Here is a 13,943-nt window from a genome sequence, read left to right on the forward strand (position 1 = left end):
TAGCCTCGCTGGAATGATTGTTGTTGACGAGGATGCCTTGATTTGTGACTTGGCAGAAACTTATCATATTTACGATTATAGACAGTTACCTCTATCAAAGGTAGCTGTTTTTGCTTTTGGTCTGAAAAATGACTCTAGGATAAAACTTGCCTTGTCAGGTCAAGGGGTACCTTTTGAGAATCTATTGCTAGCAGGTATTTATGATGTCTCTAATTTACTTCTTTGGTCAAAAACCAAAGATGGTCAAAAGGGGGTAAATCGTCCGCAATCACTGATTAGCCAATTACTACCAAGGGTAGAAAAGAAAAAAGAACTTTCTTTTGCATCCGGCGAGGAATTCGAAAAGGCTAGATTGGACTTACTAAAACAAATAGAGAAAGGAGGTTTTGATGGCGACTGATCTAGGAAAAGCTTATGTGCAGATTATGCCGTCAGCACAAGGTATTAGCGGTTCGATATCAAAATTATTGGGTAGCGAAGTTGAGAGTGCAGGTAGGTCAGCTGGGTCAAGTCTTGGCGCCTCACTCGTCTCTGCTTTAAGTGGTGCACTTGCAGTAGCAGGGATTGGAAAAATTATCGGTTCAGCTCTAGGAGCTGGCGCTGACCTTCAACAATCTTTTGGTGGTCTGGATACTATCTATGACGGCGCTCAAGAATCTGCTAAGAGGTTTGCCAAGGAAGCGTATAAGGCTGGGATATCCGCAAACACCTACGCTGAGCAAGCTGTATCTATGGGGGCTAGCCTGAAACAAGCTCTTGGTGGTGATTCGACCAAGGCTATCAACATGGCAAACGTGGCTATCATGGATATGACGGACAATGCGGCTAAAATGGGTACAGATATCGGTGTCATCCAACAGACCTATCAAAGTTTAGCCCGTGGAAACTATGCCATGCTAGATAACCTTAAGCTTGGTTTTGGTGGCACAAAGGCTGAAATGGAACGTTTGCTGACGACTGCTGAAGGTTTGCCGTCTGCGATGGGGCGTAAATTTGACATCAGCAACTATGCGGATGTGGTAGAGGCTATCCACCTTGTCCAAGAAAGCATGGGATTGACAGGTGTAGCAGCTGCAGAGGCTGAGAATACCTACACGGGTTCGCTTGCTGCAATGAAGGCAAGTTGGGCTAATACGCTTGCAGGCTTATCTCTGGGCGAGAATATCACGCCACAATTACAAGCCTTGGCAACGACGACCTCTAATTTCTTATTTGGAAATTTCTTTCCCATGGTTGGTAATATCTTCAAGGGTTTGCCGACAATGCTTGGGACTATTCTTGGAGACGGTTTAGGTAGAGTCTTTGGCGGAGAAGTATCTGGGAAGGTCATGGGTGAGTTAAATAAGCTAAATGAAATCATCTTGACATTTTACGACATGACTTTTGGCTCCTTGAGCGCGAAAGACAATATCGATATGCTCGAAAAGGTTGGCTTTAGTAAAGAAACAGCTTCAAAGATTGTGTCTTTATCCGGTCAAATTGGGTCGGTCATTACGTCGTTCTATGACATGATTTTTGGGTCGTTGAGTGCGAAAGATAATATTGATTTTATGGCTCAAATTGGGGTCGATGAAGGTACTGCAACAACAATTGTCAATTTTGCAAATACAATTCGAACTGGCTTTGAGGGTGTTTGGTCTACTGTACAGACATTATTTGGACAAGTTCCTGGTTTCTTCTCTTCAATTATTGGAGCGATTAGCCCTGTCATAGAGACCATTGTTGGTGGATTAGCTAGGCTTGATTTCAGTGGATTTCAATCTTTAATTTCTGCAATTTTGCCTGCGCTACAATCTGGTTTTGAGATTTTTATGTCTATAGCTGGACCTGCAATTGACAATCTTGTTAATTCGTTTGTTAATTTGTGGAACGCTTGTCAGCCGTTAATTTCAATTTTGAGTGAGGCGTTAATGCCTGTTTTTGAGATTTTAGCTTCATTTTTAGGTGGGATAGTCAAAGGGGCACTTGATGGTATTTCTTTTGCGTTTGATGCCCTGAAAGTTGCTGTTGAATTTCTGACTCCTGTCATTGATTTTTTAGTACAAGCATTGAATTTTGTATCTCCTGTATTGCAAGTGATTGCTCAGTGGGTAGGTCAGGCTATCGGTATGTTTGGCAATTTAGGCACTGCTGGACAAGGTTTGAGTGCTTTTATCAAATCAGCATGGACTAATATTCAATCGGCAATTCAAACTGCTGGTAACATTATTGGAACTGTCATTGATTGGATTAAATTAGCATTTTCTGGTGCTGGTAATGCTGCGGGTGTGTTGAAAAATGTTTTTTCACTTGCATGGATGGGAATTCAAGATGCCATTAATGTGGCTAAAGGTATTATAAATGGTGCGATATCTGGGATAAAATCTGCTTTTAGTAGCTTTAGTAGCCTTGTGTCTAGCGTTGGTGGTTCTGTTAAAAGTGTGATTTCTAATATCACCGGTGTTATTAAAGGACTTGCTAATATTGATATTTCTGGTGCTGGTGCTGCGATTATGAATGGCTTTCTTGGAGGATTAAAATCTGCTTGGGGTGCTGTTACTGATTTTGTAGGTGGAATTGCTGGCTGGATTGCTCAAAACAAAGGTCCTATTTCCTACGATAAGGTACTTTTAAAGCCTGCTGGTCGTGCTATCATGGGTGGTTTTAACCTTGCATTAGTGGAAGGATTTAAAGAAGTTAAGTCCACAGTGGGAGGAATGGCTGGTGAGCTCGCTACGGTATTTGATGGGCAGTCTTTTACTTCTGATTTTGCTGCTAACCAATCTGTTGATGTCTCGAAAACCATAAGTTTTGCTAGTGGTTCTTTAGGACAATTAGACGGACAATCAAAAACATCATTGATTGATCGCTTAGCAAATTTGGAAAGGTTAATGACTATGCTAGTTGATAAAGAATTAGCAGTATACTTAGACGGCGAAAAAATGGCTCAGGATTCCTACATGCGTCAAGCTGATATTATGGCAAGGGAGGGAATTTAATTGCATTATATGATTATCAATGGTTTTAATACTTCTCATTTTGCTGGAAGCCATGTTATTGATTTTGGCGAAGCTAAAGCTGCGGAAACACGAACTGCTGAGTCTGTCACTGTTTATGGTGCAAACGGTATTTTAAAAGTGCCAGACGGTGCTTATAACGGATATTCTAGGAAATTTGTATTTGTAGTAAAACATCTCAGCGAAGCTATGGCGCTGATTGAAAAATTTAATGCTTTTGATAATGTTGTCGAATTTGGCTATTTACCAGGAAGCCATTTTTATTGTGATTTGGAATCATCTAGCTATAAGCCTAGGGGTGCTCATAGATGGACGGTAGATATTACGGTTATGATGCATCCTTTTCGCTATGTTAAAGCTGATCCAATTATTTTGACACAAAGCAGTACCATCAAAAATATAGGGACAGTATACTCAGAACCTGTTATTGTTGTCGAAGGGAATGGTCTTGTCACTTTGACAATTGGGGAACAGCTGATGGAATTAACACTTGATACAAAGGCAACTATTGATTGTCGTCATAAAAAACAAAATATCTATGACAAAAGCGGTGCAATTAAAAATACCATTCGCAAGCGTGGTCCGTTTTTTGAAATCCCTGTAGGGACTAGTGGTGTTTCTGTGACAGGAAATGTGTCAAAGGTAATCATTAATGGAAATTGGAGGTATAAAGTGTGATTTACTTAAAAGAGGGGAACCTCCCTCTTAATTTAGCTTTTGATGATGAGATTATCCAAGAAGCTAACAGTACCTATCAACTCTCCTTTAAATTCCCTGTAATTGATAATAAGTGGGAGCTACTCAAAAAAGAAACATTTCTTTTGGCAGATGATTTGCATGGAGAGCAAGAATTTATCATCATAGAAACTAAAAAGAAACATGGTTATATACAGATTTATGCCAACCAAGTGGCAACTCTACTAAACTACTATTCGATTGATACCATTTCGGTATCTCGTGTTGCTGGACAAACTGTAATGTCTAGTTTAGCAGGAAGCATTAAGCGTACAAATCACCCGTTTAGCTTTTTTAGTGACATCATGGATCGCCATACGTTCAATATGTCTGATATATCTGTGATGGATGCCTTGACCAAAGATAAGCATTCGATTGTTGGTCAATGGGGTGGCGATTTAGTTCGTGATAAGTATCAAATCAAATTATTAAAAAATGGAGGCTCAGAAAATGAGTCTCTCTTTATGTATAAAAAGAATTTGAGTGGATATGAAGAGTCAGGAAGTCTTAAGTCGTTAAGAACACGAATCCATTTCAAAAAGGTGGTAAAAGCAACATCAGAAAGTGAAGAGGATAAAGTTTTTGCTGTAACAGTAGATAGTCCTCTTATCAATCAATATAGCCAAATTTACGAAGGAAATATTGAGGTAAATGACCAGGATGTTACTGATCAGGAAAGCTTAGCTGAATATGGTAGACAATATTTTTCTAGAACATTATGTGATGTTGTTGAAGATAGCATCACATTAGATGTTAAGGGGCAGAGCGATGTCCCTGTTAAGATATTCGATGTCGTTTCTGTTTATCACGAACGATTTAACGTGGATATGCGTTTGAAAATATCAAAATACTGTTTTACCCCCATGGCCAAACGATTAAAATCAATAGGTTTTGGGAAAGTAAATCAAAGTTTTGGAGGAGCAATAAATAACGCTATAAACAGCGCTGTTAGCAATCTTAACGATAAGATTCTAGACAATATCGAACTGAAACTTCAAACCGAAATCGAGAACGCTAATCGTCATTTTGACGCAGAGTTTGACAAGCACAAGCAGCAGATTGATGACAACATCGAGAAGGCCAAAGCTGATGCTGAGGTTTATGCGGACACAATCCGTCAAGGCATCTCGCAAGAATTTGACACTTTTGAACGCGAGTATCAAGCTAACAAAGCAGTACAAGAGCAACAAGTCTCTGACATCCGTGCGCAAGCGACAGACGCAAAGACGCTAGCTCAGCAAGCGCAACAAATTGGCACGCAAGCTAAATCGGACGCAGCTAATGCCTTGACTAAAGCTTTGCAGTACAAGTCTGAGGCAATAGCAGAGGCGAAACGCTTAGATATAGCTGAGAGACAGGCGACAGAAGGTAAACTGGCCACAGCTAAAAGTCAAGCAATAGCAGAGGCGAAACGCTTAGATATAGCTGAGAGACAGGCGACAGAAGGTAAACTGGCCACAGCTAAAAGTCAAGCAGTGGCAGAGGCTAACAGGTTAATCGAGTTGACCAAAAGTCTCTTAGCAGGTCAGATTGATGGGGTATCAACAGAGCTTACGCAGACAAAGGAAAACATCAAGCTACTAGCTACAAGGGACACTGTAGACGCTCTGACAGGCCGTGTCTCGTCGGCAGAGGCTAGCCTACAAGTCCAAGCAGGGGAAATTGCAAGTCGTGTCAAAACAAGTGATTTTGACCAAGCAAAACAACGCTTGACGACTGCTGAAAGCTCAATTACTCAGTTAGGTAATCGTATCACGACTGAGATTAGCGAGACAAAAGGCTTAATACCAAAGGAATTTGGTGGAGTTAACTTATTGCTTAATAGCTCGTTTGAGCAGACAGCAACAACTACTGCGTTTGTTGTTGGCGGTCAGGCTTACGATAAAAGCGCAAAAAACTGGAATACATACAATGGTGGTATCTCTAATCCTGCAACAAGCTATCATGCTTATGTTGGAGATGGAGCAGAGCGACAATCTGTAGGAGTTTTCAATGAAAGTAATGGCCAACGAAATTGGAAAGGTTTTTCTCAGAATATAACTAGTCGAATACCTCAAACGACTGATAATTTTATGTTTTCGGTCGATGTTTTTGCAACTGGTGCAGGCACAAAAATCTTCGGTGGATTATACTACTATGACAAATCAGGAACAAGAAAATTCCACGCAGGGCAATTTAATCTAATTGTAGACTCGTTTAACAAATGGCAACGTGTTAATGTTAAAGTACCATTTGATAAATTTACATGCGACTTTGGCAAAAGTGTCCTTTTTTATGTTTATGGATACAATTTCACGACAAACAGTATCTTGTATATTGATAAATTAAAGCTGGAAATAGGAGAGATTGCCACAGCGCACAGCGTAGCGCCAGAAGAGCTACAGGACGAACTGATAAATGCTAAGACGCTCATCACCCAAACCGCTCAAGGTCAAGAGCAATTATCAACACAGCTGACACAGGCTCAAGGTAAAATCACAAAAGCCGAGACTGAGATTAGACAGTTGATTGGTGATGTGTCTAGTAAGGTCTCACAGACTGAGTATGACAGTTTGAGCGGTAGAGTTACAAGCCAACAAACACTGATTGAGCAAAATGCCAGTGAAATTAACAAGCGCTTGACCAGTACACAGGTTGAACAGGCCATTACTGGAAAGGGCTATCAGACTAAAGCTCAGGTTGATAGCAACATCACAGGCCGTGGCTACATTACTAATAGCGCCTTGCAACCTTATGCGACGACTACGACAATGCAAAATCTCGTTAGAGAGACATCAGGCAGTTTCGAGAGGCAAATTACCGAGACCAAGGCATTAATACCGACAGAGATTGGTGGGAGGAACTACTTTTTAAACTCAGACATTGAGATAACATCTGGCTATCACAATGTGAAAATCCATCCAGATTTTGCCGAGCACGTCAAAGGCAAATCGTTTGTCGTCAGCATTGAAGTTGAGGGAACTAACATCACTAGCTCAGATCGTAATCGATGGGGCATTAGTCTTTCAGCCCGCCGTGGAGACACTAACGACAGATCGTGGTTAGAGGTCTGGGAGACCAAACTTGGAGACACTCCTAAAAAGAGAATCTACCAGGCATTTAAACACCAAGCTGATTTCAACGATTACATCGCTAATATGTATATCCAAATCGGTGGTAATGCTAAAGCTGGACGACCTAAGCTGGAGATCAGCACGCTACCAACCGACTGGTCACCAGCACCTGAAGATACAATGTCCGAAATTGAATCAGTCAAGACGACTATCACCCAAACCGCTCAAGGTCAAGAGCAATTATCAACACAGCTGACACAGGCTCAAGGTAAAATCACAAAAGCCGAGACTGAGATTAGACAGTTGATTGGTGATGTGTCTAGTAAGGTCTCACAGACTGAGTATGACAGTTTGAGCGGTAGAGTTACAAGACAACAAACACTGATTGAGCAAAATGCCAGTGAAATTAACAAGCGCTTGACCAGTACACAGGTTGAACAGGCCATTACTGGAAAGGGCTATCAGACTAAAGCTCAGGTTGATAGCAACATCACAGGCCGTGGCTACATTACTAATAGCGCCTTGCAACCTTATGCGACGACTACGACAATGCAAAATCTCGTTAGAGAGACATCAGGCAGTTTCGAGAGGCAAATTACCGAGACCAAGGCATTAATACCGACAGAGATTGGTGGGAGGAACTACTTTTTAAACTCAGACATTGAGATAACATCTGGCTATCACAATGTGAAAATCCATCCAGATTTTGCCGAGCACGTCAAAGGCAAATCGTTTGTCGTCAGCATTGAAGTTGAGGGAACTAACATCACTAGCTCAGATCGTAATCGATGGGGCATTAGTCTTTCAGCCCGCCGTGGAGACACTAACGACAGATCGTGGTTAGAGGTCTGGGAGACCAAACTTGGAGACACTCCTAAAAAGAGAATCTACCAGGCATTTAAACACCAAGCTGATTTCAACGATTACATCGCTAATATGTATATCCAAATCGGTGGTAATGCTAAAGCTGGACGACCTAAGCTGGAGATCAGCACGCTACCAACCGACTGGTCACCAGCACCTGAAGATACAATGTCCGAAATTGAATCAGTCAAGACGACTATCACCCAAACCGCTCAAGGTCAAGAGCAATTATCAACACAGCTGACACAGGCTCAAGGTAAAATCACAAAAGCCGAGACTGAGATTAGACAGTTGATTGGTGATGTGTCTAGTAAGGTCTCACAGACTGAGTATGACAGTTTGAGCGGTAGAGTTACAAGACAACAAACACTGATTGAGCAAAATGCCAGTGAAATTAACAAGCGCTTGACCAGTACACAGGTTGAACAGGCCATTACTGGAAAGGGCTATCAGACTAAAGCTCAGGTTGATAGCAACATCACAGGCCGTGGCTACATTACTAATAGCGCCTTGCAACCTTATGCGACGACTACGACAATGCAAAATCTCGTTAGAGAGACATCAGGCAGTTTCGAGAGGCAAATTACCGAGACCAAGGCATTAATACCGACAGAGATTGGTGGGAGGAACTACTTTTTAAACTCAGACATTGAGATAACATCTGGCTATCACAATGTGAAAATCCATCCAGATTTTGCCGAGCACGTCAAAGGCAAATCGTTTGTCGTCAGCATTGAAGTTGAGGGAACTAACATCACTAGCTCAGATCGTAATCGATGGGGCATTAGTCTTTCAGCCCGCCGTGGAGACACTAACGACAGATCGTGGTTAGAGGTCTGGGAGACCAAACTTGGAGACACTCCTAAAAAGAGAATCTACCAGGCATTTAAACACCAAGCTGATTTCAACGATTACATCGCTAATATGTATATCCAAATCGGTGGTAATGCTAAAGCTGGACGACCTAAGCTGGAGATCAGCACGCTACCAACCGACTGGTCACCAGCACCTGAAGATACAATGTCCGAAATTGAATCAGTCAAGACGACTATCACCCAAACCGCTCAAGGTCAAGAGCAATTATCAACACAGCTGACACAGGCTCAAGGTAAAATCACAAAAGCCGAGACTGAGATTAGACAGTTGATTGGTGATGTGTCTAGTAAGGTCTCACAGACTGAGTATGACAGTTTGAGCGGTAGAGTTACAAGCCAACAAACACTGATTGAGCAAAATGCCAGTGAAATTAACAAGCGCTTGACCAGTACACAGGTTGAACAGGCCATTACTGGAAAGGGCTATCAGACTAAAGCTCAGGTTGATAGCAACATCACAGGCCGTGGCTATATCACATCATCAGCGTTACAGCCTTATGTGACCTCAACAGTGCTTGAAAATAAGGTCACAGAGACAGCAGGCAGTTTTGAGCGCTCTATCACCGAGACAAAAGCACTGATACCAACGTCAACAAGCGTCAATCTCGTAGACGGGACAAAGGATTTTAGCGGGTCTCACTTTTGGATTGATGGCAATTGGCGACTAGACGGTCGTACTGTCGCAGGAGCGGATGTGTTGACTTGGCAAAGTGGTAACAAAGCATCACCGACGTTAACCTGGCAAGTCGAGGCTGGTAAAGAGTACATTTTTAGCGCGTATGTCGCCAAAGAGACAACAGGGACTGTTTACTTTTACCTCTATAATTTTGGTGGTGACGATATCACAAGTACAACTCGTCGTAACCACCATATTGATGATGTTGGTACTGATTTTAAACGGTTTACATTGCATTTTGTACCAACGCGCTCAGGCAAAATCAGAGCGAGATTTGCGATTCTGGCTAGTGACGTCGGAGGTTTTAGCGTTGCAGGTTATCAATTACTTGAGGGTCGTCTTGAGCAACCTTGGAGCCCATCGGTAAAAGAGCTATCGGTAGTCACTGCTTTTAACACAGTCAAAGACACCGTAGATGCTCACAAGCGTGTGATTGGTGATGGGAGTGCGATTTCACAGGCTATTCAGTCGGCTAGTAAGTTTGAGCGGTCGATTGTGGCTGGTGGTGACATTTATCAAGCGATTGAGACGGCCAAAGGCCTTGTAAGTCGTGTATCAAGTCTGTCAGACGGTCAAAATTTAGTTTACGACCCGACAAATTTTTCGAAATATAAAGCTAGAACATCTAATTCAACTCTTGCACTAACAGGTACAAGCAGTTATAAACTCTTGCGTATTACGCAGACAGGTTTGTCTTCGCCAAAATGGAAAGGATTCCAGGTACCGCTACACACCCAAAGCTTTACAGCAGGCGAAAAATTAAGTTATCGAGTTAATCTTTGGGTGGACGTTTTACCAGACGACATCGTGGGAATTGAGATAAAAAACGGTACTGATAAGATTGCAGTTTTTCCTATCAGGTTGACCCAAACAGGGTCATCGCAAATATTTACTGGTACTGTTACTGTCTCTAAAACAACCACAACGACAGACGACTATGGCTTGCACGTTTGGATACGTAAAAACGGGACAGTAGCTATTGGTCAAATATCTATCGTAAGAGGCGACGTGCCACCGACTAGTTTTGTGGACAGCACGTCTGCCATGCAGTTAGCGGCGGAAACCCAAATGAGCCAACTTGCAGGCTCTTGGGCGGTTAAAAATCTGACTAGCGCTGGTACTGTGCTTAATCAGCTAAATCTCAATAAAGATGGCTCAGTCAAGATTGACGGTAAACTAGTGCAAATCACTGGTACGACGTACATACAAGACGGTGTTATCACCTCTGCTAAGATTGCTAGCTTAGATGCTGCTAAGATTACAGCAGGTACGCTTGATGCAAGCAGAGTCAATGTTATCAATCTTAACGCAAGCAAGATTGTCGGTTTAGACGCAAACTTTATTAAAGCAAAAATTGAGACTGCGATGATCGATTGGATGAAAGGTAAAGTGATTACTGCTAAAAACGAAGCGATGCAAATCAATCTTAATGAAGCTAATATAACTTTCAAAGCAAATGCGTCTATCGCTTTTAATTCTGTTTATAATACAATTCATCGTACAAGAGGTGCAAATACTGGATTTTTAAAAATCGAAGACTCTACAGGTGGCGGTGTCAATGTAATAGTAGGTGCGACGTCTGGAAATGCATCGCAAACAATTGATACTGCTAGATTTGCTGGTATAGTTGCTAATCGAGATAATGACATGTCAGATTATGTCGAGATTTATGGAGATTATATCTATTTTAAACACGCAAAAAACTCCAAAAAAATGGTATTCCAAGCAGCTGCTATGACGAGAGATTATAACCTTTTAGGGATACTTGACAAACTTATCCACAACATGAATAAACTGCACAGAGCAGGAGCATTCGGCAGAGAAACTCACTTTACTGATGATGTTTCTGGAGTAGGCTTTTTTGATTAAGGAGACACTATGGACGAACAAATTAAATCAAACTTAGCGCTTGAGATAGCGCAATTAAGCTTGGATAAAGCGACGTTAACAGCGCAACTAGCGCAACAACAGCAAGTCAATCAAGAGCTTGCTCAGAAAGCCGCAGAGTTGGAAGCTCTGCTTGACCAACAAACACAACCAACTGAAACAGAAAAAGGAGAATAATCATGACAAAAGAAATCAAACAAATCGGAACAACTGAAGAAACTCTACTAGACCTCAAAGAAATCACTGAACCTTTTGACTTAGCAACGGCTTTGCAATATATGAAAGAAAATGGCGAGTTTATCCGCTGCAAAAACGCCAACAATGACTTTTACATGTATCGTGATGTGCAGAAACGTCCAGCAGTTGTTAAAGGTAAACGTCAACTGGTGGAAGTTGAAACTGTTTGGGCATTTAATCCTTGGGGCGGTACAACGACTACTATCAACGTGGCAGGCCTCTTTAACGAGGAATTTTACATCATGAAGTTTGACGAAAATGGAAATCCAGATTGGACTGATCCAACCGTAAAAGTACAAGAGTAATGCGAGGTAGATAATGCCACAACAAGTTTTAGACATGGTAGGGGCGCTTGCTCCTACCATTGGTGTTATCGCCACAGGTGCCTTTGGCTATATGGCTTCTCGCTCAAATAACCTCAGTAAGAGTCAGTTCAACGAAATCAAATCTGGATTAGACGAGCAACGTGAGAGTATCAATCAGCTTAATGCAACAGCAGATAGCAATAACGAAGCTCTAAAAAATGTGCAGTCTAAGCTAGACTTGCACGACGAAGCTCATCTATCAACGATGTATCTCAGACTTGAGCGAGACATCAAACACGCCTTAGAACGAGGGAATACATCAGCTGAAGAGTATAAGCTCATCGGTCGAATGCACAAAAATTACAAAGCTCTTGGCGGTAACGGATACATTGATAAGCTCATGGAGAAGTACGAACAATTACAGATGGAGGAATAACATGAAACTAACAAACGGACAGTATGATGTGGCTAAAAAAGTAGTTACAGTTGTGGTACCAGCTGGAATAACACTAATCACAGGGCTAGGTGCATTGTATAAAGTTGATACAACAGCTATCACAGGAACAATTGCACTTTTTGCAACGTTTGCTGGTACCGTACTTGGTATTTCAAGCAAAAATTATCAAGCAGAAAACAAGTAGCAGGAGGTAAGCATGAGAGCAGTGAGTAAATTTATCTTAATGCTGTTTCTTATTCCGTTAGTAATACCGTTTGGATTCATTGCAATCATGCTTGATCCATTTATTGAAATAATCTTAGAGGAGAAGAAAGATGACAACAGCAAATGAAATCGTACAATATACAATTAATCTTGCCAACTCTGGAATGGGAGTTGATAAAGATGGCATGTATGGTACCCAGTGCGCAGATTTGCCATGCTTTATCGCAAAAAACTGGTTTGGCGTAGATTTGTGGGGTAATGCAATTGATTTAATGGCCAGCGCAACAGCGGCAGGCTTTGAAGTGCATTATATGCCGACAGATGCTAACCCACGAGCTGGGGCAATTTTTGTCATGAATGCAGTAGCTTATGACGGCGTAAACTATGGTCACACAGGTGTGGTAATTGCTGATAGTGACGGTTACACTATGCAAACTGTCGAGCAGAATATTGACGGTAATTGGAATGCTTTAGAGGTAGGAGGCCCAGCCCGCTTTAATACCCGTGATTTCTCTGGTATCGTTGGTTGGTTTTATCCACCATATTCGGACAATACCCAGCCGGACATCGCTCTGACTCCAACAAGCGATGAAATTGAACTAATCCCAGAAGATGGAACTTTTACGGTCGGAGAAGCGCCTATTAATGTCCGTCGTGCGCCAAGCTTAAATGGTGAGATTGTGGCAGCGTACGAACCTGGTATGTCTGTCACATACGACAGCAAAGGCTCTGCCAATGGCTACCGCTGGATTTCGTACATCGGAGGCTCTGGTAATCGTAATTATATGGCGATTGGTCAGACAGACGAGGCAGGCAATCGTATCAGTCTTTGGGGAACAATCGAATAAAATAAGAAAGGACACCCTTTCAATAAGACACCAACCCTCAGCATTTGCTGGGGGTTTTTTCGCTAAAAAAGTTAGCTAACTTCTTGACAAGTCGGATATAAGTGTGAAATAATAATAACGAACAAGAACGGTAAAAAAATACCTCCTTTCTATGTTCCGACATTGCTTGTCGTTAAATTCCCAGCCGTTTGGCAATGAGGGGGCGGAGGGACGCGCTCGTTAACAGAAGTATCCCATTGGAAATGCTGTCCTGCCCCTCGCAGGACTTTTTTGTAGGAGTTGTTAGTGAAAAGTAAAAGGTTAAAAATTCAGCAAATCGACCTAACTTTATGTAAGGATTATGATATTGAACAAGCATTGGATTATAACTTTCAAACAAAGAAGCTCATGAACAAAGGTCGTGGGTTTGCTGTGCTTTTGGTAACTATCAAAGGCATTCATTTTGCTATACCTTTTAGAAGTTATATGCCAAATAAATATCAACTCAAATATAAGTTAAGAGCATCAAGTAAAAAGGGATTTGTTGAAGGTCTAGATATAGGAAAAACCTTAATTGTTGAAAACCCAAAATATTTAATTAATAAACCTTTTCGTCTCCGTCAAAAAGACGATGCTATTAAAATTCAAGATAATGAAATTGTTATAATCAATAAATTAATAAAAGCTATAACTGATTACAATAAAGCCGTCAAAAATGCTGATAGTAACAAATTGAACGATCCAATGAGGTTTAAATTTTCAACATTTAAAAATTATACAAAACGGTTGTCTCGAATAACTATATCAGATATGATTGTTTGATAGAA

The 13,943-nt window shown here is 41.4% G+C and carries 9 protein-coding genes and 1 pseudogene; all 10 read left to right on the forward strand.

Annotation, left to right across the window (positions count from 1 at the left end):
- Window positions 1-13 precede the first annotated feature (13 nt).
- The 10 genes and pseudogenes from AB6M99_RS02050 (at window position 14) to AB6M99_RS02095 (ending at window position 13,938) form a co-directional block, all read left to right on the forward strand.
- Complete coding sequence (locus AB6M99_RS02050; protein ID WP_369351041.1) at window positions 14-400, forward strand: DUF5361 domain-containing protein; 387 nt, start codon at window positions 14-16, stop codon at window positions 398-400.
- The gene (locus AB6M99_RS02055; RefSeq protein WP_369351042.1) at window positions 390-2,978 is read left to right on the forward strand and encodes a phage tail protein; all 2,589 of its coding nucleotides are present in this window, start codon (window positions 390-392) and stop codon (window positions 2,976-2,978) included. Before AB6M99_RS02050 ends, AB6M99_RS02055 begins: the two co-directional genes overlap by 11 nt.
- Before the next feature lie 9 nt (window positions 2,979-2,987).
- A complete protein-coding gene (locus AB6M99_RS02060) occupies window positions 2,988-3,674 on the forward strand; it encodes a phage tail protein (protein ID WP_369351189.1) in 687 nt (228 codons plus the stop codon).
- Window positions 3,671-11,068, forward strand: coding sequence for a phage tail spike protein (locus tag AB6M99_RS02065; protein WP_369351043.1), 7,398 nt, complete (start codon window positions 3,671-3,673; stop codon window positions 11,066-11,068). The genes AB6M99_RS02060 and AB6M99_RS02065 overlap by 4 nt, the downstream gene beginning before the upstream one ends.
- A gap of 9 nt (window positions 11,069-11,077) precedes the next feature.
- The gene (locus AB6M99_RS02070) at window positions 11,078-11,263 is read left to right on the forward strand and encodes a hypothetical protein (RefSeq protein WP_369351044.1); all 186 of its coding nucleotides are present in this window, start codon (window positions 11,078-11,080) and stop codon (window positions 11,261-11,263) included.
- A 2-nt stretch (window positions 11,264-11,265) separates the two neighbouring features.
- Window positions 11,266-11,628, forward strand: a complete 363-nt coding sequence (locus AB6M99_RS02075) for a hypothetical protein (RefSeq protein ID WP_369351045.1) — start codon at window positions 11,266-11,268, stop codon at window positions 11,626-11,628.
- Window positions 11,629-11,641: 13 nt separating this feature from the next.
- A complete protein-coding gene (locus AB6M99_RS02080) occupies window positions 11,642-12,064 on the forward strand; it encodes a hypothetical protein (protein ID WP_369351046.1) in 423 nt (140 codons plus the stop codon).
- A 1-nt stretch (window position 12,065) separates the two neighbouring features.
- A complete protein-coding gene (locus tag AB6M99_RS02085) occupies window positions 12,066-12,269 on the forward strand; it encodes a phage holin (RefSeq protein WP_369351047.1) in 204 nt (67 codons plus the stop codon).
- A 130-nt stretch (window positions 12,270-12,399) separates the two neighbouring features.
- Window positions 12,400-13,137: pseudogene (locus AB6M99_RS02090) on the forward strand (CHAP domain-containing protein); the annotation flags it as partial.
- Window positions 13,138-13,422: 285 nt separating this feature from the next.
- Window positions 13,423-13,938 (forward strand): hypothetical protein, encoded by a 516-nt coding sequence (locus tag AB6M99_RS02095; protein ID WP_369350535.1) that lies wholly within the window; start codon window positions 13,423-13,425, stop codon window positions 13,936-13,938.
- The last annotated feature ends 5 nt before the right edge of the window (window positions 13,939-13,943 follow it).

It is taken from the genome of Streptococcus hillyeri, from assembly GCF_041081565.1.
Classification (GTDB): Bacteria; Bacillota; Bacilli; order Lactobacillales; family Streptococcaceae; genus Streptococcus; species Streptococcus hillyeri.